Consider the following 21,637-nt stretch of genomic DNA (forward strand, 5'->3'; position numbering starts at 1 on the left):
GCCGTGAGCATCCTCGATCTTGCCTCCGACCCCATCGATCTGACGGCCGCTCTGGTCGACATTCCCAGCGTTTCCCACGACGAATCCGCTATCGCGGACGCCGTCGAGGTTGCGTTGCGCGAGCAGACCAGCGGCTTCGAGATCATTCGCAACGGCAACGCGGTTCTGGCTCGGACGTCGCGCGGATTGCCGAGTCGGGTGATGCTTGCCGGTCATCTCGACACAGTTCCGATTGCGGACAATGTTCCGTCTCGTCGTGAGGGTGACATTTTGCACGGGTGCGGCACCGTGGACATGAAATCCGGCGACGCCGTGTTCCTGCATCTCGCGGCGACGATCGAGAATTTGGCCCACGACCTGACGCTGGTGTTCTACGACTGCGAGGAAATCGCCGCCGCCTACAACGGCCTAGGACGGATCGAACGCGAGATCCCGCAATGGCTTGCGGCGGATGTCGCGATTCTGGGCGAGCCGACGGCCGGGTTCATTGAGGCCGGGTGTCAGGGAACGATGCGCGTGCGCTTGACCGCGTCAGGTACCAGGGCGCATTCGGCCCGGTCCTGGTTGGGGGACAACGCGATTCACAAGTTCGGTACTGCGTTGGAGCGGATGTCGGCCTATTCGCCGCGTTCGGTGGATATCGACGGTTGTGTCTACCGCGAGGGGCTCTCAGCCGTGCGGATCTCCGGCGGCGTCGCGGGGAACGTGGTGCCGGACGCAGCCGAGATGGACGTCAACTTTCGGTTCGCACCCGATCGCAGTGAGGCGCAGGCCGAGGCTCACGTGCGGGAAGTCTTCGACGGCTTGGATCTCGGATTCGAGATCACGGACTCGTCGCCCGGCGCTCTGCCTGGCCTGGCGAACCCGTCGGCGGCCGCGTTGATCGAGGCTGCGGGCGGACAGTTCCGGGCCAAGTACGGCTGGACCGATGTGTCCAGATTCTCGGCTCTCGGCATTCCCGCGGTGAATTACGGCCCCGGCGATCCGAACCTGGCGCACAAGCGTGACGAGCACGTCCCGGTGCAGCAGATCACCGACGTCGCGGCCGTGCTGAGGAAGTATTTGTCGGCCTGAGCGTTAGCCTTGCGTGCATGGCACCAGAGAAGAATTCAGCCTCCAAGAAGCACAGTTCGTCGATCAAGCACCGCGGTCCTGTTCAACTCCGACGCAAACGCAAGGATGAGAAAACCACCACGGACCAGCGTCTGCTCGACAAGCGCGGCCCCACCGACTGGGTCCATACCGATCCGTGGCGTGTGCTGCGCATCCAGAGCGAATTCATCGAAGGTTTCGGGGCGCTGGCCGAGGTCCCTCGTGCGGTTACCGTGTTCGGTTCGGCACGTACCGGCGTCGATCATCCCGAGTACCAGGCAGGCCGTGAGCTGGGAACAGCGTTGGCCGAAGCCGGGTACGCCGTCATCACTGGTGGTGGGCCGGGAGTCATGGAAGCCGCCAACCGCGGTTGCAGCGAGGCCGGTGGCTACTCGATCGGACTCGGCATCGAGTTGCCGTTCGAGCAGGGCCTCAACGAGTGGGTCGACCTCGGCATCAACTTCCGGTACTTCTTTGCCCGCAAGACGATGTTCGTGAAGTACTCGCAGGCTTTCATCTGCTTGCCTGGCGGCTTCGGAACGCTGGACGAATTGTTCGAAGCTCTTACTTTGGTGCAGACCCACAAGGTCACGCGCTTCCCGATTGTCCTGTTCGGCACGGAGTACTGGTCCGGATTGGTCGAGTGGATCCGGAACACACTCGAGCATGACGGAAAGATCTCCGAAGGTGATGTGAACCTGCTGCACGTCACCGACAGTGTGGAAGAAGCAGTCCGGATAGTCGCCGAAGCCAATCTAGGCGTCGACGAGGCCGCCGATCTGGGGAAAGAAGAAGAATGGTGACCGATTCCGACAAGAAGTACTCGATCTGCGTCTACTGTGCGTCGGGGCCGGTGGACGAGTCGTTCCTGGCTTTGGCCGCAGAGGTGGGCACCGCGATCGGTCGACGCGGGTGGCAGTTGGTTTCGGGCGGTGGCAACGTCTCGATGATGGGTGCTGTCGCGGAGTCGGCTCGGGCTGCGGGCGCGTGGACTATCGGCGTCATTCCGAAGGCGTTGGTGCACAAGGAAGTTGCGGACGTCGACGCGGACGAGTTGATCGTCACCGACACGATGCGTCAGCGCAAGCAGTTGATGGAAGACAACGCGGACGCGTTCATCACCTTGCCCGGCGGTATCGGGACGTTGGAGGAGTTGTTCGAAACGTGGACCGCCGGCTACCTCGGGATGCACAGCAAGCCTGTGGTCCTGCTTGATCCGGTGGGGCACTACACCGGACTGCTCGAATGGTTGGACAAATTGGACGGCACGGGGTTTGTGGGCCGGAAAGCTTTGGATACGTTGCTGGTCAGGACTGATGTCGAGGCTGCGCTCGACGCTTGTGTGAGCTCCTGACCAAGTGCGTGACGGGCCACCTTACCGTGGAGTAAGGTGGCCCCGGGGGTGGCCGTCGAGTCGCCGGATACGTGATTGGGGAGACATGAGTTCGGAAGCACGCGACAAAGTTGGCATGCTGGATCTGGCGGCGAAACTCCCGTCGATGATCACCGAGGTGCCGATACTCCTGAAGGGGGCGTCCGGCCTGCTGCGCAAGCCTTCGGCCGCGATGTCTATCGGACTCATTCTCCAGCAGAACGCCGCAGCGCATCCGACTCGTCCGTTCATCCGGTTCGAAGGCCATGCAACAAGTTACGACGACGCCAACGCGCAGGTAAACCGATATGCCGACGTGTTGCGCACGCGCGGCGTCCAACGCGGCGACGTCGTGGCGATCCTCGGCAAGAACACTCCGGAATCGCTGCTGATCGCCTTGGCTGCCGTCAAACTCGGTGCGGCAGCGGGAATGCTGAATTACAACCAGCGTGATGATGTTCTTGCACACAGTCTTACGCTGCTCGGCGCACGCGTGCTTGTTGTCGCCGATGCGAGCGAAGAAGCGCTCGAATCATTGCCGGAAGGGTTTACCGGACCGCCGCAACTTCTGGTCAGCGAGCTCGACGACCTGGCAAAAGCCGCCGACGCAACCAATCCGGCAGTGACGGCCCAGATTCTTGCGAAGGAAAAAGCGTTCTACATCTTCACCTCGGGTACTACCGGAATGCCCAAGGCCAGCTTGATGACTCACTTCCGCTGGCTCAAGTCCATGTCCGGTCTCGGGCTCATGGGTGTTCGGTTACGTCCGTCCGACACGCTGTACTGCTGCTTGCCGCTCTATCACAACAATGCTCTGACGGTGTCGTTGTCTTCGGTGCTGGCTTCGGGTGCGACGCTTGCCATCGGCCGGCAGTTCTCGGCGTCACGATTCTGGGACGATATCGCGCTCAACAAAGCCACGGCCTTCACCTACATCGGAGAATTGTGCCGGTACCTGCTCAATCAGCCCGAGAAGCCCACCGACCGTGACAATTCCGTTCAACTGATGGTCGGAAACGGGCTGCGGCCGGAAATCTGGAAGGAATTCACGGAGCGTTTCGGTATCGCGCGAGTTGCCGAGTTCTACGGTGCAAGCGAATGCAACATCGCCTTTGTGAACGCGCTCAACGTCGATCGGACGGCCGGAATCTGCCCGTTGCCGCATGCCGTCGTCGAATTCGACGAGGAAACCGGTAAGGCGTTGCGTGGTCCGGACGGGCGGTTGCGCAAAGTCCCGACGGGGTCCGTTGGACTACTGCTTTCCAAAATCACCGACCGAGCTCCGTTCGACGGGTACACCGATGAAGCCGCGACCAACAGCAAATTGGTGCGGGGTGGTTTCAAGGACGGTGACACCTGGTTCGACACCGGCGACCTCGTGCGCAAGCAGGGGTGGAGCCATGTGGCCTTTGTCGATCGACTCGGTGACACATTCCGGTGGAAGGGCGAGAACGTCGCAACCACCGAGGTCGAGGGTGCGCTCAGTTCACATCCGGTGATCGAAGAGGCCGTTGTCTACGGCGTCGAGATCCCGGGTACCGACGGGCGGGCCGGTATGGCAGCAGTGACCCTGCGCGACGGTCATTCCTTCGACGGCGGTGACATCGCCACCCATTTGTACGGAAAGCTCCCCAGCTACGCCGTGCCGCTGTTCGTTCGCATCGTCGACTCCCTCGAACACACCAGCACGTTCAAATCGCGCAAGGTGGAGTTGCGCAACGACGGATACGACGTCGGCGCAGACACCCTGCACGTCCTCGCCGGCCGTGAGAGCGGCTACAGCGATTCGTACGACGGTTACGTCGACGAGGTGGCCGCAGGCTCGGTACCCAAGGGCTAGACCGCGTTCCGTCATGCCAGTATGAAAGGCATGTCTTCATTGGCCGGTTCATCCGCGCAGTCAGATCCGGCGCCCACTCTGTGCGGTCGACCGGTCGCGGTCGACCGTGCATTGGTCATGGCGATCGTCAACCGAACACCCGACTCGTTCTACGACAAAGGTGCGACGTTCTCGGATTCTGCCGCGATGGCTGCGGTGGATCGGGCGGTCGACGAAGGCGCCGACCTGGTCGATATCGGGGGAGTGAAGGCCGGCCCCGGCGATCTGGTCGACACGAACGAGGAGATCAGGCGCGTCATTCCCTTTGTCGCGGCGATCCGGGACAAGTTCCCGGATTTGTTGATCAGCATCGACACGTGGCGCAGCGACGTCGCCCGTCTCGCGCGTAAGGAAGGTGCCGATCTGATCAACGACACCTGGGCCGGCGCCGATCCGGAATTGGTGATGGTCGCCGCCGAAACGGGGGCGGGCATCGTGTGTTCACACACCGGCGGTGCGGTGCCGCGGACGCGTCCGCACCGCGTCCGATACACCGATGTGGTTGCCGATGTGGTGAGCGAGGTTGTCACCGCCGCCGAACGGGCCCTTGCATTAGGCGTGCCACGCGATGCGATTCTGATCGATCCGACCCACGACTTCGGCAAGAACACCTTTCACGGGCTCGAGTTGTTGCGAAAAGTGGACATTCTTGTAAACACCGGGTGGCCAGTGCTGATGGCGCTGAGCAATAAGGACTTTATCGGGGAGACTCTGGGGGTAGAGCTTTCCGAGAGGCTGGAGGGAACATTGGCAGCGACAGCAATGGCCGCGGCGGGCGGTGCCCGAGTGTTCCGGGTGCACGAGGTGGCATCTACGCGCCGGGTGGTCGACATGGTGGCGGCAATTCAGGGCCGACGCGCCCCTGTTCGAACAGTTCGGGGGCTGGCATGAGCATTACCGGCACTGGGTCCACGCGCACGTGGTCCGAAGCCAACAGTTGGGATCACCCCAGTTGGACGGTCGAGGAACTCGAGCGAGCCAAAGCAGGCCGCACCGTCTCCGTGGTGCTTCCGGCGCTCAACGAGGAGGAGACCGTCGCATCGGTGGTCGACACCATTCATCCGTTGCTCGGCGGGTTGGTGGACGAACTTGTCGTCCTAGATTCCGGGTCTACCGACCGCACCGCGAAGCGGGCACGGGCCGCAGGCGCACGGGTGATCAGCCGCGAGTCTGCGGTGCCGTCGCTCCCTCCCGCAGCCGGCAAGGGCGAAGTCCTGTGGCGCTCCATCGCGGCCACCACGGGTGATCTGATCGCGTTCGTGGATTCCGATCTCATCAATCCGGACCCGGCGTTTGTTCCGAAGCTGTTGGGTCCATTGCTCACCGTCGACGGTATTCACCTGGTGAAGGGGTACTACCGGCGTCCGTTGCGCGTCAGCGGGACAGAAGACGCCAACGGTGGTGGGCGGGTCACCGAGTTGGTGGCGCGGCCGATGCTGGCTGCCCTGCGACCAGAACTCACGGCCGTTCTGCAACCACTGGGCGGTGAGTACGCCGGAACCCGGGAGCTGCTCTCCGCCGTGCCGTTCGCACCCGGCTACGGAGTCGAGATCGGGCTGTTGCTCGATACCTACGACACCCTGGGGCTCAGCGCGATCGGTCAGGTCAATCTCGGTGTCCGGAAACACCGTAATCGGCCGCTTGCCGATCTGGGCGTGATGAGTCGGCAGATCATCGGGACGATGCTGCGGCGCTGTGGCATCGAGGATTCCGGCGCCGGATTGACGCAGTTCCTGGTCGACGGTGATTCGTTTGCACCGGCTACCACCGAGGTGTCGTTGCTCGACCGTCCGCCGATGAATTCGATTATCCGCAGCGCGGGGGTCTGACCGCAGCGGAACGTGTATGGGAGTATCGGGTCATGTTGACGATCCTCCTGTACCTGATTGTCATGGCGCTTGTCGGCGGGATGATTTTCCTTGCCGCGAGTGCAGTATTCGGGCGCTCGGAAGAACTGCCGCCGCTTCCTCCCGGCACCACAGCGGCGGTGCTTCCCGCGGAAGGCGTGACAAGCGCCGACGTCGACGCATTACGATTTCAGCAGGTTCTGCGCGGGTACAAGGCCAGTGAAGTGGATTGGGCCCTGCACCGGCTCGGGATGGAAATCGACTCTCTCCGTGCGCAATTGGAAGCAAGATCGGATGCTGCCCCAGAAGTGGAGGACCAGGAGGCGGCGGCCGTGAGTGGCTCGGAGGCGGCGGCCGTGAGTGAGCGCCCGGACGATGTCTGACGGAATTGTTCGCTGCGACTGGGTGATCGAATCACCTGGAGACACGCTGTACCGCGATTACCACGACCAGGAATGGGGGCAACCCCTCCACGGTCGTGACGCTTTGTTCGAGCGACTCGCACTCGAAGCATTTCAATCAGGTTTGTCGTGGATCACGATTCTGAGAAAGCGTGATGCTTTCCGATCGGCCTTCGACGGATTTGTTCCCGGGAAAGTCGCCGAATACGGCCAAGCGGACGTTGACCGCTTGCTCGCGGATTCCTCGATAATTCGCAATCGGGCCAAAATCGAGGCAACAATTTCCAATGCGCGAGTTCTCGTGAATTCACCGGAATTGGATCTCGATGCGTTGCTCTGGTCGTTTGCACCGCCCCGCCGCACCGCACGACTCGCTTCAATTGCAGACGTTCCCGCTATCACCGAAGAATCAACCGCCATGGCCAAGGAACTCAAACGGCTTGGCTTCAAGTTTATCGGCCCTACCACGGCATATGCGCTCATGCAGGCCACCGGAATGGTTGACGATCACATTGCCGAATGTTGGGTTCCACCGGTAGTGCCGTAGTAGTGCGGACACGCGTAAATGTGACTCAGATTCCCGGTTCGGGGGCGGATAGGGAACAATGGAGGCTACGAGCCTCGCTGATCGTTGGCGGGGCGCACCGTTTTGTCGACGCGCAGTGAAGTGCAGCGCAGATCTGGAGGGAGCAGAGGATGGCGGCCATGAAGCCCCGGACCGGGGACGGTCCCCTCGAAGCAACCAAAGAGGGACGAGGAATCGTCATGCGGGTTCCACTCGAGGGTGGCGGACGCCTTGTCGTCGAGCTGACCCCGGATGAAGCTGCTGCGCTGGGTGTGGAACTTACAAACGTCACCAGCTAGTCGGGTCCAGGTAGGAAATGCACCCAGGCTCCGCAACCGATCTTCGGTGCGGGGCCTGAAGTGTGTGTTGGTCTGGGCGCGTGTACGAGTCGAGCCGGAAGGGCAGTTGTGTGCTTGCCGAAGTGATCGATCTGCTGGCGTGCCCGCAGTGCTATGTGGACCAGCAGTGCAGTCTTGAACTCGATCTGATCGACCGCGCCCTCGAATGTGCCCGAGGCCACCGATTCGACATCGCCAGGCAGGGCTACGTTTCCCTGATCAGTGGTGGGTCCACCAAATTCACCGGTGATAGCGCCGAGATGATTGCGGCCAGATCCAGGCTGCTCGGTAGTGGGCATTTTGATCCGTTGATGGAAGCGGTTACGGCGGCGTGTGCTCGCTCAGGGGGCGTCGACCCGGCGCGGATTGTTGAAATCGGTTCCGGCACAGGACAATATCTCGAGCATGTGGTCAGCGGACTCCCGGATTCTCGGGGAATCGCCCTCGACGTCTCGAAATTCGCGGCCCGGCGAGCAGCCAAGGTCCACGACAGAATCGGGTCGATCGTCGCGGACGTGTGGCAGCCCCTGCCGATTCGTGACGGCGTGCTCTCTCACGTGCTCTGTGTGTTCGCTCCGCGCAACGGTGAGCAGTCCCACCGCGTTCTGGCCGACGAGGGCGTTCTCGTGGTTCTCACGCCCACGGACAGGCATCTGCGTGAGCTGATCGAGTTGCTCGGCATGGTTCGCGTCGACGACAAGAAAGTGGAACGGCTCGGATCGTCCATGGCCGGACTGTTCGAGCGTGAACACTCCGAGGGCGTCGAGTTCACCATGCACCTCACGCACGACGAGGTTCTCGATCTGGTGGGCATGGGGCCTTCCGCGCGGCATCTTACGGCGCAGCAACTCGAAGCCTCGGTAGCGGAACTGCCCGAACTCACACCGATCACCGCGTCTGCGACGATCTCCAGTTACCGCAAGGTCAACCGCGGCGTCTGATCGCGTCGTCGTAGACGTCGATGGTTTGTCTGGCGATCTCGGCCCACGAGAAATGCTCGATCGCGCGGACCCGGCCGGCCCGCCCCATCGCGTCGGCACCCGTTTTGTCGGCAACAACCTCGTTGACCGTCGCGGCCAAGGATTCCTCGAAGGCAGCAGGCTCGTACGCGTTGTAGTGGACGAGTCGCCCGGTCACGCCGTCGTCGACCACCTCGGGGATTCCGCCCACATCCGAAGCGACAACAGCGGTTTCGCAGGCCATGGCTTCGAGGTTGACGATCCCCAACGGCTCGTACACCGACGGGCAAACGAAGACTGTTGCGGCCGAAAGTATTTCGCGGATCTGTTCGGTGGGCAGCATCTCGCGAACCCAGAATACGTTGCCGCGGTGCGCGGCGAGGGCCGCTACTGCCTGCTCCGTCTCGGCCGCTATTTCCGGTGTATCGGGAGCGCCAGCACACAGGACAAGCTGGATGGACGGGTCGAAATCGTGTGCCGCCGCGATCAGGTGGCCGACGCCCTTCTGACGTGTGATGCGGCCGACGAACGCCACGATCGGTTGGCTGACATCGACGCCGATCGCCGTCAACGCAGACGCTTCGCCGGTTCCGGCCGGACCGGGATGCCACACACTCGTGTCGATCCCGTTGCGAACCACATGGATACGGCTGGGATCGAGCGAGGGGTACGCGTCGAGGACGTCGGCGCGCATTCCGGCACTGACCGCGATGACAGCGTCGGCATGCTCCACGGCCGTGCGCTCGGACCACGACGAGACGCGGTAGCCGCCGCCCAACTGCTCGGCCTTCCACGGACGCCGGGGTTCGAGCGAATGCGCGGTCAGAATGTGGGGGACGTCGTATAGCGCCGACGCCAGATGTCCGGCCAGTCCGGTGTACCAGGTATGGGAATGGACAATATCGACACCGCTTGCGGCCGCAGCCATCCGAAGCTCGGTGGACAGCGTTGTCAACGCGGGGTTGGCGCCGTCCAACGCGGGATCGGGGGAGTGGACGATCGCGTCGTCGCGCGGCGCTCCCATGCAGTGAACGTCGACGTCGACGAGCCGTTTCAACTGAGCGACCAGCTCGGTGACGTGCACGCCTGCACCGCCGTAGATCTCCGGTGGGTATTCCTTGGTCATCATCGCGACTCGCACCGGCTAAACCTAACCGCCCGTGGTCGATCCGGCTACCGGCCGGCGCACTTCGAGAGTGTCGCGGCCCGCTTCGCTAGCGGGACCACCGGAGTGCGGATAGGTTAAGCGTGTGAGAAGCCAGCCGCATGTGCTTGGAATCGTGCTCGCCGGGGGCGAGGGCAAACGTCTCTATCCGCTGACGGCGGATAGAGCTAAACCAGCGGTGCCGTTCGGCGGCGCCTATCGACTGATCGACTTCGTGTTGAGCAACCTGGTGAACGCGGGCTATCTGCGTCTCTGTGTGCTCACGCAATACAAGTCGCATTCACTCGACCGACATATATCGCAGACGTGGCGGTTGTCCGGGTTTGCGGGTGAGTACATCACCCCGGTCCCGGCGCAGCAGCGACTCGGGCCGCGCTGGTACACCGGCAGCGCCGACGCAATCCTGCAGTCGCTCAACCTCGTTTACGACGAAGACCCCGAGTACATCGTGGTGTTCGGCGCCGACCACGTGTACCGCATGGACCCCGAGCAGATGGTGCAGCACCACATCGACTCCGGTGCGGGAGTGACCGTCGCCGGTATCCGGGTGCCGCGCAGTGAGGCGTTTGCCTTCGGTTGCATCGACAGCGACGAGTCGGGGCGCATCACGCAGTTCCTCGAGAAGCCGGCTCATCCGCCCGGCACCCCCGACGACCCCAATTCCACCTTTGCCTCCATGGGTAACTACGTGTTCACCACGAAGGTATTGGTCGACGCCATCCGCGCAGACTCCGAGAACTCCGATTCCGATCACGACATGGGCGGCGACATCATCCCCGCCCTCGTCGCAGCCGGCGAAGCCTCGGTATACGACTTCAAGGACAACGTCGTTCCAGGAGCAACCGACCGCGACCGCGGCTACTGGCGCGACGTCGGTACCCTCGACGCCTTCTACGACGCACACATGGACCTCGTCTCCGTCCACCCCATCTTCAACCTGTACAACCGCCGCTGGCCCATCCGCGGCGCCACCGAGAACCTGGCACCGGCCAAGTTCGTGAAGGGCGGCCTCGCTCAGGAGTCGATAGTCGGCGCCGGATCGATCCTGTCCGCCGCCACGGTGCGCAACTCGGTTCTCAGCTCGAACGTGATGATCGAGGACGGCGCCACCGTCGAAGGAAGCGTCCTGATGCCAGGAGTGCGCATCGGCAAGGGAGCAGTCGTGCGCCGAGCCATCCTCGACAAGAACGTTGTTGTCGGTGACGGCGAAATCATCGGCGTCGACCTCGAACGAGACCGCGAACGATTTGCGATCAGCTCCGGTGGAGTCGTCGCAATCGGTAAGGGTGTCTGGATCTAGCTAGAGGCTAGATCTTGCTGGCGCAGAGCAGTCCTTCACCGAGCGGAAGCAACACCCGAACCAGACGCTTGTCGTCCGCGATGGCCTTGGCGGCTTCGCGGACGGCCACCGTCGTGGCATCACGGGCCGACGGGTCGGCGACGCGACCACCCGCAAGAGCGTCGTGCAGCACGATCACACCGCCCGGACGCAGCAACCGGATACCTTCACGCACGTAGTGCGGCTGATCGACCGGGGTGCAATCGACGAAGACCAAGTCGTATCCACCGTCGGCGAGGCGCGGCAACACGTCGAGTGCATTGCCGTTGATCAACCGGGTGCGAGCGGGAGCGATTCCACTTTCGCGGAACGTCAATTTGGCTGCGCGCTGATGCTCGGGTTCGCTGTCGATAGTGGTCAGGACACCGTCGTCGCGCATACCGTGCAGCAACCACAGGCTGCTCACACCGGCTCCTGTACCGACCTCGACCGCCGTCCTCGCGCCGAGCATGCGGGCGAACATCGCCAGTGTCGCGCCGACTGCGGGCGTCACGGGTGCGGTGCCGAGGTCCAACGCTCGGTCCCGCGCCGCGGTAAAAATCTCGTCCTCGGAAACAACGTCCTCGACGTGGCGGAGTATCTGTTCGGCGTGGGTCACGCTCATGAGGTTATCGGGCCGGTCGCATTGACGCTGCAAGGCGCGCACCCTGACAGATTCTCAGGAATCCCTCAGCCTCTTCATATGGCATGCACACCGCGGTGCGGGAGGGTATCTACATCGCCGGAAGTGCACGGAACATCCGGCGGCGATGGATGAGCTGATCAAAGGTGATCCGGGAACAAAACGCCTCGGTGTTCGGTTGTTCGAATCATCACGTGAGCTGACCGCGCGGTGCGAAAAGACCAGGAGGATCCACTTATTTTCCAGATCAACGACGAGCCTCGCCCTCGAGAGTCGGAAGTAATGACGACGGAATCGGCTGTGGATTCCGAATTGATCGGTACTGCTGTTTTCGACGCAACGGGTGAGAAGTCGGCCATGCCGTCGTGGGACGAACTCGTCCGCCAACACGGTGACCGCGTGTACCGCCTTGCGTACCGCCTGTCAGGCGACGCGCAGGACGCAGAAGATCTGACCCAGGACACGTTCATTCGTGTGTTCCGTTCCCTCTCCGACTACCAGCCGGGCACGTTCGAAGGCTGGCTGCACCGCATCACGACCAACCTGTTCCTCGACATGGTTCGCCGACGCAACCGCATCCGCATGGAAGCGCTCCCGGAGGACTACGACCGCGTACCGTCAGCCGGTCCGGACCCCGAGCAGATTTACCACGACGCCCGTCTCGACGCCGATCTTCAGGCCGCGCTGGACTCCTTGGCACCGGATTTCCGGGCCGCTGTTGTGCTGTGTGACATCGAAGGTCTGTCGTACGAGGAAATCGGTGCCACACTGGGAGTCAAGCTCGGAACGGTTCGGAGCCGTATCCACCGTGGACGACAAGCGATTCGCGATCATCTGGCAGCAGCACAACGCGCCGGTGATTCCGAACGTGTCGGCGTCTGACGGGGGAACGTTGGTCAATCATCTGGAGGGACGAATGACGGAGGCGCGGGCACCCCGCCAGTTCGGTTCGACCGAACACCTGGCAAGTGAGGCAATTGCCGCCTACGTCGACGGAGAACTTCGCATGCAGGCCTATCTTCGGGCCTCACACCACATCTCCCTGTGTGCTGAATGCACGGCCGCGGTCGATGCACAGCAACAGGCACGTGGTGCGCTCCGGCGGAGCGGCGAGATGACGATGCCACTGTCGCTTGTCGGACTGCTCAGCGCAATTCCGACCTGCACCACCAATACTGCCGATACCTCACCGGGATCGGATGCCGGTTTCGGCGCGATCGGCAAACGCCTTTCACGCCGCTGGCGTAAATGACCTGTCCTTTCGGCCCAGTCAGCGACGCCGTGCATCCGCCGATCAGTGATACTGGAACGCGTGACTGACGGACAGAGGGGGCATTCCGGCGTGGATACCGATACTTCGGCGAACGGTTCGGTTACTTCGGCAAACGGTTCGGTGGATCGACCGGCAGACGCGCCTGTTCTGGAACCCCGCCCGGTGTATCGGCCGCAGATCGATCCGGCGTCGCAGCAGGCATTCGGTAGGCCGAGCGGCGTCGACGGTTCCTTCTCCCAGGTAGCTGCCCGGAGCGTGCAGACGCCCGGTGTTGTAGTCGGTTCGCCCGATCCGGTTCTCGCAGAGGCGTTCGGTCGCCCCGAGGGCGCCACGGAATCCATCGGTCGTGATCCCGAAGCCGACACGGAATCCGAACCCGAAGACGAAGTCCCGAACGACCCGTGGCGTGATCCGGCGTCGTCGGTGGCTCTTGGTTCACCCGCGCAGGAAACCCAACCCGAAAGTTTGCCTCCCGCACCGAAACTGGATGTCCGAGACGTACTGTTCGGGCGTAAGGTCGCGCCATCCGCGCTGGCTGCACTCGCCGGAATGGCACTTGTGATTGCCCTGGTGGGCGGACTGCTCGCGACGGTGATCACTGCCGACCGAAGTTCCCTCACCAGTTCGCACGTCACGTTGGTGCAATCCGGCGGTGGTGAACAGCCGCAATCCGACGTCGCGAAGGTCGCCGACGCGGTGCTGCCGTCCGTTGTCTCCATCCAAGTTGCCGTCGGCGATCAGGGAAGCACCGGTTCGGGCGTCGTGATCGACGACAAGGGATACATCGTCACCAACAACCACGTGATCTCCTCGGCCGCTCCGCCGGCCCAGAACGCTCGGATCCAGGTCATCTTTTCCGACGGCACCAAGACCGACGCTCAGATCGTCGGCCGCGACGTGAAGACGGACCTCGCGGTGCTGAAGGTGTCGGCGAGCAATCTGACGGTTGCACAACTCGGACGCTCCGAAGACGTCCAGGTAGGTGACGACGTCGTGGCCGTCGGTTCCCCGTTGGGTTTGAGCAAGACTGTGACACGCGGAATCGTCAGCGCCCTGAACCGTCCGTTGCGGTTGTCCGGAGAGGGCACCGATACCAACGCGGTGATCGACGCCGTCCAGACAGACGCGGCCATCAACCACGGCAATTCCGGTGGTGCTCTGGTGGATGCGGAAGCCCGCGTGATCGGCATCAACACCGCGATGCTCAGCGAATCGGGTGGTTCCGTCGGGCTCGGTTTTGCGATCCCGATCGACACGGTCACCGAGGTGGCGCAGGCCATCATCCGTGACGGTTCGGTGCGCCACCCGGATATCGGCGTCAATGTTCGCACCGTCGTCAACGACGCCACCAGTGGTGCTGCGGTCGCCAATGTCCGTGACGGAAGCCCGGCGCAACAGGCCGGAATCGTCGAGGGCGACGTCATCGTCAAGGTCGGGGACAGGCAAGTGACAGGCGCCGACGAATTTGTTGTGGCCGTCAACGCCGCGTCGATCGGTCAGCCGGTCAACGTCGCGTTGATCCGCGAGGGACGCCAGGTAGACATATCGGTCACGCCGGTTTCGGACTGAGAGAACCTACGAGGTTGCTGTGAGGTTGATCCGGACCTGCGCGCAACAACCGGACACACAGTAGGCTTGCCCTGTGTTTGGCAACATCGGTTGGGGCGAGTTCATGATCCTCCTCGTAGCGGCTCTGGTCATTTTGGGACCTGAGCGGCTTCCGGGCGCGGTCTCCTGGGTTACACGATCACTGAGGCAGGTACGTGAATATGCTTCCGGAGCCCAGAATCAGCTCAAGGAAGAACTGGGCACCGACTTCGAGGATCTGCGTAAACCACTCGCAGATCTGAACAAGCTGCGCGGGATGACCCCGCGCGCTGTGATCACCCAGCATCTTCTCGACGGAGACGACTCCCTCTTCACCGGAGACTTCGACAAGAAGTCCCAAAGCGGTGTCAAGCCCCAGGGCGGCAGCGGTGTGAAGCCCCAGAGTGGCGCTCAGGAACCGATGTCACTCACGAAGGACAAGCCTCTCGCAGCCGGAGAGCGTCCACCGGTCGACCTCGACGCAACCTGAGCGCAACCCGCTACATATTGCGCACAGTGTTGATGCCGAGCGACATTCCGGCGAGTCCGCGCTGACGGACGGCCAACTTGTCCGCGATCTCCGTCAATGCCTTCGCGGCAGCGCTCTCCGGTGCACTCAGCACGATCGGCGTGCCGGCGTCACCTGCTTCGCGAACCGACGGATCGAGCGGAATCTGGCCGAGCAGCGGAACCTTCGCGCCGACTGCCTTGGTCAGGCGATCGGATACCGTCTGGCCGCCGCCCGTTCCGAAGACATCCATGCGGGTGCCGTCCGGCAGTTCGAGCCACGACATGTTCTCGACGACGCCGGCAACACGCTGACGGGTCTGTAGTGCGATGGCACCGGCGCGCTCGGCAACCTCGGCGGCTGCTTGCTGCGGAGTGGTGACCACCAGAATCTCGGCGCTCGGGATGAGCTGGGCCACCGAGATGGCGATGTCACCCGTTCCGGGCGGAAGGTCAAGCAGAAGGATGTCCAGATCGCCCCAGAAGACATCGGCCAGGAACTGCTGAAGCGCGCGGTGCAGCATCGGGCCACGCCACACGACCGGGGTGTTGCCCTGAGTGAACTGGGCGATGGAAATCATCTTCACGTCGTGCGCGACGGGCGGCATGATCATCTTCTCGACCTGCGTTGGCTTGGCGTCGGTACCGAGCATACGAGGGATGGAATGACCGTAGATATCGGCGTCGAGAACACCGACGGATAGGCCGCGTGCTGCTAGTGCCGCCGCGAGATTAACTGTCACACTGGACTTTCCGACACCACCCTTGCCGGAGGCCACGGCGTACACACGGGTGAGGGAGCCGGGCTGGGCGAAGGGGATCACCGGTTCGGCGGAGTCGCCGCGCAGTGACTTGCGAAGTTCCGTGCGCTGCGCGTCGTCCATCACGTCGAGTTCGACGCGAATGGCACCAACACCGGCGACGTCGGCAACTGCCTTGGTGACGCGCTCGGTGATCTCGGTGCGCATCGGGCACCCTGCGGTGGTGAGGTAGATCCCGATGTCGACGCTGTTGTCTTGCGCGAGCGTGATGTTCCTGACCATCCCCAATTCGGTGATGGGTTTGCGGATCTCAGGGTCGAGAACTCGCGCGAGCGCGGAGCGAACGTCGGACTCGGTCAGTGCGGACATGACTCCATGGTAGGTGTCGGCAGATCAGTGAATGCGAGGCAGGTCCGATGCGGCGGGCACGATGCCGGTGGAGTAACCGGCAGTCCAGGCCAGGACGTTGGCGACATAGGCAGCCGAGTTGTTGTAGCGATGGATTGCTTTGGCAGCCTGGGTGAGGTCCTGCATGTTCAATCCGCCGTCGCACAGGTACTTTCCGGTGGTCAGTGCCGAGTCGAAGAGGTTCTGCGGATCGGAGATGCCGTCACCGTTGCCGTCGCCGGCGTACTGCGTCCACGTGGACGGGATGAACTGCATCGGGCCGACTGCGCGGTCGTAGACGGTGTCGCCGTCGAGTGCGCCGCCGTCGGTGTCCATGATCACGGCCTGACCGGGGAGGCTGCCGTTGAGGGGCAGTCCGATGACGGGTTCGAAGAGGTTGCCGTTTACGTCGGCGTCCTTGCCGTCGTGGGCGTGGCCGGATTCGACGCGGCCGATTCCTGCCATCAGGGTCCACTGCATGTTGCAGGTGGGGTTCTCGACAGCGAGGATGCGCTCGGCGTTCTGATAGGCGGCGACGCTCACGCTGGGGATGCCGAGGGCGCCTTCGGCCATCGAAGCGGGCAGTGGGGGTGTGGCCTGGACCGGTGCGAGCGGGGCGGGCTCGGCAACTACTGGCGCTGCGGCCAGGTCGGCGACGGGAAGGATCTGAGCTTGCGGCTCCTGCGTGGCCGGGGTCTCGAGTGACCCCACGGCGGTTTCGGCACTGGCGGCATTGACGAAAGGCATATCGGATGCCGCTCCGGCGGAGTTCGCTGCTGTAACCAAACCGATAGGAATGAGGCCGGAAAGCGCGATGACCGAGTTGCGACGGATGTGCGAATCTGTCTTCTTGTTGTGCCGACCCACTGTTACTGCCTCCTGGACCCCGAAATCGGGGTTTTCCGTTCAATGACGGAATCGAGGCTACCTGATTTGTTGCACTTCCGTTACTCAACCGTGATCTAAGTGGGCAGATCTGTGCCGTCGACGCAGTTCAATCGTGATTTTTCCGGCGCGAGCGTTATCGCGACGTGACCGTTATGCGACGGGCATGAACGGCAAACCCGGCAGCAGTGGTGCGGGCGCGGGCGCGGGTGCCGGTGCGGCAGCGGGTGAGGGCGCCACGGCAGCGGGCGCGGCGTCGGATGTAGTCGCCGGGACGGACGACGGAGATGTTGTCGTGGCGTCGGTGGTGGGGGCCGGCGTGGCGGGCGTCTCGGCGGTCGGAACGGCGCACGGCAGGTGGATTCCCGGCTGCAACTGAGCGAGCGCTACGGGATCAGGGAGGATCACGCACATGTCGTCTGGCCACGTCCAGCCTGTCGGCGTCAGAATCGGCCACACGAGGCCGCGTGACGTGAGTACCGGCAGTGGGATGATCGGTCCGGTCGGAGCCTGTGGGGTGGTGGCAGGACCGGGCGCGGCGGGTGAGGCCAGCCCGGGTGCTGACGGGTTCGGTGTGGTGGGGAGCACTCCGGGTGGGATCAGCGCTGGGAGATCCGGCGAGAGTGCCGGCATGTCGGGCAGGCCGGGGAGTAGTGGCGCGGGAGTAGCTGCGGCCGTTGCCTGATCGCCGTCCTTCTTTTCGGCCGTCGGATCGACTGCCGCCGCAGCAGCGAGAATGGCCGCAGTCGACGTGGCGTCGGAGCTACCGGTGTTGATGCTCCCGGTATTGATTCCGCCGGTGTACGGCAGCGATCCGGACGGGAGGACTCCACTCTTGTACGCCGTCGACCACATGATCACGTTTGCGGCGTACGCCGCGGAATTGTTGTACCGGAGAACGGCTTTGGTCTCCTGATCGAGGTTGCGGAGATCGAGTCCGCCGCTGCAGAGATATTTGGCCGCCGAGAGTGCCGCGTCGAACACGTTGTTGGGATCGGTAACACCGTCGCCGTTGCCGTCACTGGCGTAGTGCGCCCACGTCGACGGAATGAACTGCATGGGGCCGACGGCGCGGTCGTGGGTCGGGTCGCCGTCGATCAGGCCCTTGTCGGTGTCGGTGATGATCTGGTTGCCGGCCAGGCGGCCGTCCAGCACCGGGCCGAAGATCGGCGTCACAGTGGTGCCGACGGAGGTGGTGCGTCCACCGTTGGCATGGCCCGATTCGATTCGGCCGATGCCGGCCAGAAGATGCCACGGGACGCCGCAGCCTGGTGCCTCCGTCATCATCACCAGTTCCGCGGAGCGGTAGGCGTTGAGGACGATCTCGGGGATGCCAAGTGAGGTCAGGACAACTGTTGCGGCTGCGGGGTCCAGTGCGGTGGTTGTTGCGGTAGTGCTCGGTGGTGCCGATCGTTGCGTTCGCACCGTGCGAGGTGTCGGAAGGAAATCGGGGCTGTCCGCTGCGTTCACGGCGTTACCTGCGAGTGCAATGGGTATCGGTGATCCCGTTGCAGGGGCACTACCTGCGGTAAGGGCTGCCGGTCCGGTGGCCGCGAGTAGGCCCCCCAGTAGCGTGGACGCTGCGATCAATCCTCGTACGCGCACGATTCCCCTTTGCTGGTAGCCCGGGTTCGGAGTACCCACCGATATATATAAGAGTCTGTGACTTACGTTACATATCGGTCTCGGTCTATGCAGCAAAACTCAGTAAACCCTCAGCTAAGAATCCCGGCTGTCGAGACTCTTTTTCGAGGAACCTGATTCGCGATGCTTCTTCTTCTGGGGCGGTTCGTGTTCGGCGGTGAGGAGCAATTTGATCTCGTCGAGTTCGCGTCGCAGATAGTCACGAGTCGCGACTTCGCCGAGGGAGATACGCAGAGCAGCGAGTTCCCGGGCGAGGAACTCTGTGTCGGCTTTGGTCTGTTCGGCGCGAATCCGGTCCTCTTCGAGCGAGACCTTGTCTCGGTTCTCCTGCCGATTCTGGGCCAGGAGGATCAACGGTGCCGCATACGCGGCCTGCGTCGAGAACGCCAGGTTGAGCAGGATGAACGGATAGGGATCCCACTGCAAGCTGACCGCAAAGACATTCAGTGCGATCCAAACGATGACGATGATCGTCTGAATCGCCAGGTAGCGACCCGTGCCGAGGAAGCGCGCAATACGCTCGCTCACGCGGCCCACCGCTTCGACGTCGAAGTCGATGTGGAACCGCCGACTCCCGCGGGGAGTCTCTAGGCGCTGACGGGCGCTGGAAGACCGATCGCTCATCGGACCAACCCCTCGTCGTCGGAATCGTCTTCGCGCCAGTCCTCGGGCAGAAGGTGATCGAGAACGTCGTCGACGGTGACCGCGCCGATCAGGTGGTTCTCGTCGTCCACCACCGGTCCGCACACCAGGTTGTACGTCGCGAAGTATCGCGTCACGACAGCAAGCGAATCGTCGGCCCCGAGACTGGGTAGGTCGCTGTCCAGAATTCCGCCGACCAGGCTTGCCGGCGGTTCACGCAACAACTTCTGCAGATGAACACACCCGAGGTAGCGTCCGGTCGGCGTGGCCGTCGGCGGGCGCACGACAAATACCATGCTGGACAACGCGGGCGTGACGTCGTAATTGCGGGCCCGGGCGAGAGCTTCCGCCACCGTGGTCGACGCCGTCAGCACCACCGGTTCCGGCGTCATCAAACCACCAGCCGTATCGGGGGAGTGTTCGAGGAGTCGGCGCACCGGTTCCGAGTCCTGCGGGTCCATCAACTGCAGCAACGATTCCGCTTCGGTTTCGGGCAACTCGCCCAGGAGGTCGGCGGCATCGTCCGGGTCCATCGCCTCGAGGAGGTCGGCCGCCCGTTCCACTTCGAGGTGCATGAGGAGATCGGTCTGATCGTCGGCAGGCAGTTCCTGCACGACGTCGGCGAGACGCTCGTCGTCGAGAGCTACGGCTAGCTCGTGTCGGCGCTTTTCCGGAAGTTCACGCATCGCGTTGGCGACGTCGGCCGGACGCATGCCCTCGTACTGCAGCAGCAGGTGGGCGACGCCCTGCCCCGGCAGTGACAGGTCACTCTGGGTGAGTCCGGCAACGTGCTGCCAATCGACGATGTGGATCGCGGCCCGGCGACCCAGGCGTCCGCGATGGCCACGGACCGCTACCTTCGACACCACCCAATCGCGGGTGCGCCTCGATTCGATACCCAGATCGACGACAACGGCGTCGACGCCGTGGAGTTCGGTCAACTCCGGGTCGTCCACTCGCACATGTGAATCGAGTACCTGTGCAAGAGCGAGAACTTCGCCGGGGCGCTGGGTGAATCGCCGGATACTGACATTGCCGGTCGTCAGTGTGACGGCACTCGGTTCGATCGCGGTGACACGCAACATCGGCACGAAAATGCGTTTGCGCGTGAACATTTCGATCACCAAACCGAGCACCCGCGGTTGCTGGCGACCGATGCGGACCGTGATCACGACATCGCGCACTCGCCCGATCGACTCACCGTCGGGGCCGAGGACAACCAGGCCGGCCAGCCTGGCTGCAAATACCTTGCCTGCTGCTGCCATGATTGCAAGGCTAATTCCTCACGCGTCATTATCTGCAACAGAGACGCCGAAAACGTACGAGTCGATACCTCTGAAGGGCACTCAAAAGAGATGACATCACGTAACCGATCCCGCCGATCAGTTCTCGCCGTTCCCGGCAGCAGTCGCAAGATGATCGACAAGGCAAAGGGACTGCCGGCCGACGAGATCTTCCTCGACCTCGAAGACGCGGTCGCACCGTTGGCGAAGCAGGCCGCACGCGAAGCCGTCGGTGACGCGCTGGCCGAGGACGGATGGGGCAAGCAGGTCAAGGTCGTTCGGGTGAACGACTGGACCACGGAATGGACGTACGCCGACGTTGTCGAGGTTGTCGGCCGGGCGGGTGCTCACCTCGACGCGATTCTGCTGCCCAAAGTTCCCGATGCGAGCCACGTGCAGGCACTTGATCTGTTGTTGACTCAGGTGGAAAAGGCCAACGGCCTCGAAGTGGGACGAATCGGCATCGAACCCCAGATCGAGAACGCGATCGGCCTGACCAACATCGATGCGATTGCCACGGCCAGCCCGCGGGTCGAGGCGTTGGTCTTCGGGCCGGCAGATTTCATGGCGAGTTTGAACATGCGCACCCTGGTGGTCGGAGAGCAGCCGGACGGCTACGACCGTGGTGACGCCTATCACCACATCCTGATGACCATTCTGATGGCTGCGCGGGCGCACGGGGTTCAGGCCATCGACGGTCCGTACCTCCAGATCCGTGACGTCGAGGCGTTCACGCGCAGCGCTGCGCGCACCGCTGCATTGGGTTTCGACGGCAAATGGGTACTGCACCCGACCCAGATCGAGGCCGCCAACGAGGTGTTCAGCCCCAGGCAATCAGATTACGATCGCGCTGAATTGATCTTGGACGCCTACGCATTCCACACCTCCGCGGCCGGCGGTGGGCGGGGAGCCGTGATGCTCGGTGACGAGATGATCGACGAGGCAAGTCGCAAGATGGCGCTGGTGATTTCCGCGAAAGGCCGGGCAGCGGGTATGGCCCGGACAACGGAATTCACTCCACCAGAACACGCCTGATCAGCTGCGGTCGAACAAATCGGGTAGGTAAAGGGCACAATAGGTTTGTATGTC

The 21,637-nt window shown here is 63.0% G+C and carries 23 protein-coding genes; 16 read left to right on the forward strand and 7 right to left on the reverse strand.

The annotated features are described in order from the left end of the window. Positions 1 to 3: 3 nt before the first annotated feature. From dapE to C7T36_RS29370, 10 genes are all read left to right on the forward strand, one after another. Entirely contained in the window at positions 4 to 1,074 is a 1,071-nt protein-coding gene (dapE, locus tag C7T36_RS29325) for a succinyl-diaminopimelate desuccinylase (protein ID WP_230590146.1), read from the forward strand. A 17-nt stretch (positions 1,075 to 1,091) separates the two neighbouring features. Further along, a complete protein-coding gene (locus C7T36_RS29330; protein ID WP_045069488.1) occupies positions 1,092 to 1,895 on the forward strand; it encodes a TIGR00730 family Rossman fold protein in 804 nt (267 codons plus the stop codon). Further along, positions 1,889 to 2,446, forward strand: a complete 558-nt coding sequence (locus C7T36_RS29335; RefSeq protein ID WP_045069490.1) for a TIGR00730 family Rossman fold protein — start codon at positions 1,889 to 1,891, stop codon at positions 2,444 to 2,446. Before C7T36_RS29330 ends, C7T36_RS29335 begins: the two co-directional genes overlap by 7 nt. 85 nt (positions 2,447 to 2,531) lie before the next feature. Continuing rightward, on the forward strand, positions 2,532 to 4,304 hold the full coding sequence (locus C7T36_RS29340) for a long-chain-acyl-CoA synthetase (RefSeq protein WP_045069491.1): 1,773 nt from the start codon (positions 2,532 to 2,534) through the stop codon (positions 4,302 to 4,304). 30 nt (positions 4,305 to 4,334) lie between these two features. After that, positions 4,335 to 5,234 carry a dihydropteroate synthase gene (gene folP, locus C7T36_RS29345; RefSeq protein WP_045069492.1) on the forward strand — a complete coding sequence of 300 codons (900 nt, stop codon included), beginning with the start codon at positions 4,335 to 4,337 and terminating at the stop codon, positions 5,232 to 5,234. Then, entirely contained in the window at positions 5,231 to 6,172 is a 942-nt protein-coding gene (locus tag C7T36_RS29350) for a glucosyl-3-phosphoglycerate synthase (protein ID WP_033234441.1), read from the forward strand. Before folP ends, C7T36_RS29350 begins: the two co-directional genes overlap by 4 nt. 32 nt (positions 6,173 to 6,204) lie before the next feature. Further along, positions 6,205 to 6,573, forward strand: a complete 369-nt coding sequence (locus tag C7T36_RS29355; RefSeq protein ID WP_045069493.1) for a DivIVA domain-containing protein — start codon at positions 6,205 to 6,207, stop codon at positions 6,571 to 6,573. After that, entirely contained in the window at positions 6,566 to 7,138 is a 573-nt protein-coding gene (locus C7T36_RS29360) for a DNA-3-methyladenine glycosylase I (RefSeq protein ID WP_033234439.1), read from the forward strand. Before C7T36_RS29355 ends, C7T36_RS29360 begins: the two co-directional genes overlap by 8 nt. 149 nt (positions 7,139 to 7,287) lie before the next feature. Continuing rightward, positions 7,288 to 7,455: a DUF3117 domain-containing protein gene (locus tag C7T36_RS29365; protein ID WP_003945169.1), complete on the forward strand. Its 168-nt coding sequence runs from the start codon at positions 7,288 to 7,290 to the stop codon at positions 7,453 to 7,455. 110 nt (positions 7,456 to 7,565) lie between these two features. Next, positions 7,566 to 8,435 (forward strand): putative RNA methyltransferase, encoded by an 870-nt coding sequence (locus C7T36_RS29370; protein ID WP_045069494.1) that lies wholly within the window; start codon positions 7,566 to 7,568, stop codon positions 8,433 to 8,435. On the opposite strand, the gene glgA is transcribed toward C7T36_RS29370, so the two are convergent. Further along, on the reverse strand, positions 8,419 to 9,594 hold the full coding sequence (gene glgA, locus C7T36_RS29375) for a glycogen synthase (RefSeq protein WP_033234437.1): 1,176 nt from the start codon (positions 9,592 to 9,594) through the stop codon (positions 8,419 to 8,421). The two genes, C7T36_RS29370 and glgA, sit on opposite strands and share 17 nt — an antisense overlap. Before the next feature lie 109 nt (positions 9,595 to 9,703). Between glgA and glgC the strand changes: the two genes are divergently transcribed. Further along, entirely contained in the window at positions 9,704 to 10,918 is a 1,215-nt protein-coding gene (glgC, locus tag C7T36_RS29380) for a glucose-1-phosphate adenylyltransferase (protein WP_033234436.1), read from the forward strand. Positions 10,919 to 10,925: 7 nt separating this feature from the next. Here the strand turns inward: glgC and C7T36_RS29385 are convergent, their stop codons facing one another. Then, positions 10,926 to 11,561, reverse strand: coding sequence for an O-methyltransferase (locus C7T36_RS29385; RefSeq protein ID WP_045069498.1), 636 nt, complete (start codon positions 11,559 to 11,561; stop codon positions 10,926 to 10,928). A 300-nt stretch (positions 11,562 to 11,861) separates the two neighbouring features. Here C7T36_RS29385 and sigE point away from each other — a divergent pair, with 300 nt between their 5' ends. The 4 genes from sigE to tatB all read left to right on the forward strand — a co-directional run bounded on the left by sigE (position 11,862) and on the right by tatB (position 14,929). Then, positions 11,862 to 12,461, forward strand: coding sequence for an RNA polymerase sigma factor SigE (gene sigE / locus C7T36_RS29390; RefSeq protein ID WP_033234434.1), 600 nt, complete (start codon positions 11,862 to 11,864; stop codon positions 12,459 to 12,461). 34 nt (positions 12,462 to 12,495) lie between these two features. Further along, entirely contained in the window at positions 12,496 to 12,831 is a 336-nt protein-coding gene (locus tag C7T36_RS29395) for a hypothetical protein (protein ID WP_033234600.1), read from the forward strand. A 90-nt stretch (positions 12,832 to 12,921) separates the two neighbouring features. After that, positions 12,922 to 14,421: a S1C family serine protease gene (locus C7T36_RS29400; protein ID WP_106939845.1), complete on the forward strand. Its 1,500-nt coding sequence runs from the start codon at positions 12,922 to 12,924 to the stop codon at positions 14,419 to 14,421. A gap of 73 nt (positions 14,422 to 14,494) precedes the next feature. Continuing rightward, the gene (gene tatB, locus C7T36_RS29405) at positions 14,495 to 14,929 is read left to right on the forward strand and encodes a Sec-independent protein translocase protein TatB (RefSeq protein ID WP_033234432.1); all 435 of its coding nucleotides are present in this window, start codon (positions 14,495 to 14,497) and stop codon (positions 14,927 to 14,929) included. Positions 14,930 to 14,939: 10 nt separating this feature from the next. On the opposite strand, the gene C7T36_RS29410 is transcribed toward tatB, so the two are convergent. From C7T36_RS29410 to C7T36_RS29430, 5 genes are all read right to left on the reverse strand, one after another. Next, entirely contained in the window at positions 14,940 to 16,076 is a 1,137-nt protein-coding gene (locus tag C7T36_RS29410; protein WP_033234431.1) for an Mrp/NBP35 family ATP-binding protein, read from the reverse strand. A gap of 24 nt (positions 16,077 to 16,100) precedes the next feature. Next, positions 16,101 to 16,961: a lytic transglycosylase domain-containing protein gene (locus C7T36_RS29415; RefSeq protein ID WP_045069503.1), complete on the reverse strand. Its 861-nt coding sequence runs from the start codon at positions 16,959 to 16,961 to the stop codon at positions 16,101 to 16,103. Between the two features lie 171 nt (positions 16,962 to 17,132). After that, entirely contained in the window at positions 17,133 to 18,584 is a 1,452-nt protein-coding gene (locus tag C7T36_RS29420; protein WP_045069897.1) for a lytic transglycosylase domain-containing protein, read from the reverse strand. A 114-nt stretch (positions 18,585 to 18,698) separates the two neighbouring features. After that, positions 18,699 to 19,247: a DUF1003 domain-containing protein gene (locus C7T36_RS29425; protein WP_045069506.1), complete on the reverse strand. Its 549-nt coding sequence runs from the start codon at positions 19,245 to 19,247 to the stop codon at positions 18,699 to 18,701. After that, positions 19,244 to 20,530: a magnesium transporter MgtE N-terminal domain-containing protein gene (locus C7T36_RS29430; protein ID WP_033234428.1), complete on the reverse strand. Its 1,287-nt coding sequence runs from the start codon at positions 20,528 to 20,530 to the stop codon at positions 19,244 to 19,246. Before C7T36_RS29430 ends, C7T36_RS29425 begins: the two co-directional genes overlap by 4 nt. Positions 20,531 to 20,620: 90 nt before the next feature. Here C7T36_RS29430 and C7T36_RS29435 point away from each other — a divergent pair, with 90 nt between their 5' ends. Next, positions 20,621 to 21,583: a CoA ester lyase gene (locus tag C7T36_RS29435; protein ID WP_033234427.1), complete on the forward strand. Its 963-nt coding sequence runs from the start codon at positions 20,621 to 20,623 to the stop codon at positions 21,581 to 21,583. Positions 21,584 to 21,637: the final 54 nt, after the last annotated feature.

This window comes from Rhodococcus sp. AD45-ID (assembly GCF_003023755.1).
Classification (GTDB): domain Bacteria; phylum Actinomycetota; class Actinomycetes; order Mycobacteriales; family Mycobacteriaceae; genus Rhodococcus_F; species Rhodococcus_F globerula.

Bases quoted from the DNA above. Each gene is read 5' to 3' on its own strand.
- C7T36_RS29330 (WP_045069488.1), top strand. From the start codon at position 1,092: ATGGCACCAGAGAAGAATTCAGCCTCCAAGAAGCACAGTTCGTCGATC.
- C7T36_RS29335 (WP_045069490.1), top strand. From the start codon at position 1,889: ATGGTGACCGATTCCGACAAGAAGTACTCGATCTGCGTCTACTGTGCG.
- C7T36_RS29340 (WP_045069491.1), top strand. From the start codon at position 2,532: ATGAGTTCGGAAGCACGCGACAAAGTTGGCATGCTGGATCTGGCGGCG.
- folP (WP_045069492.1), top strand. From the start codon at position 4,335: ATGTCTTCATTGGCCGGTTCATCCGCGCAGTCAGATCCGGCGCCCACT.
- C7T36_RS29350 (WP_033234441.1), top strand. From the start codon at position 5,231: ATGAGCATTACCGGCACTGGGTCCACGCGCACGTGGTCCGAAGCCAAC.
- C7T36_RS29355 (WP_045069493.1), top strand. From the start codon at position 6,205: ATGTTGACGATCCTCCTGTACCTGATTGTCATGGCGCTTGTCGGCGGG.
- C7T36_RS29360 (WP_033234439.1), top strand. From the start codon at position 6,566: ATGTCTGACGGAATTGTTCGCTGCGACTGGGTGATCGAATCACCTGGA.
- C7T36_RS29365 (WP_003945169.1), top strand. From the start codon at position 7,288: ATGGCGGCCATGAAGCCCCGGACCGGGGACGGTCCCCTCGAAGCAACC.
- C7T36_RS29385 (WP_045069498.1), bottom strand. From the start codon at position 11,561: ATGAGCGTGACCCACGCCGAACAGATACTCCGCCACGTCGAGGACGTT.
- sigE (WP_033234434.1), top strand. From the start codon at position 11,862: ATGACGACGGAATCGGCTGTGGATTCCGAATTGATCGGTACTGCTGTT.
- C7T36_RS29395 (WP_033234600.1), top strand. From the start codon at position 12,496: ATGACGGAGGCGCGGGCACCCCGCCAGTTCGGTTCGACCGAACACCTG.
- C7T36_RS29410 (WP_033234431.1), bottom strand. From the start codon at position 16,076: ATGTCCGCACTGACCGAGTCCGACGTTCGCTCCGCGCTCGCGCGAGTT.
- C7T36_RS29425 (WP_045069506.1), bottom strand. From the start codon at position 19,247: ATGAGCGATCGGTCTTCCAGCGCCCGTCAGCGCCTAGAGACTCCCCGC.
- C7T36_RS29430 (WP_033234428.1), bottom strand. From the start codon at position 20,530: ATGGCAGCAGCAGGCAAGGTATTTGCAGCCAGGCTGGCCGGCCTGGTT.
- C7T36_RS29435 (WP_033234427.1), top strand. From the start codon at position 20,621: ATGACATCACGTAACCGATCCCGCCGATCAGTTCTCGCCGTTCCCGGC.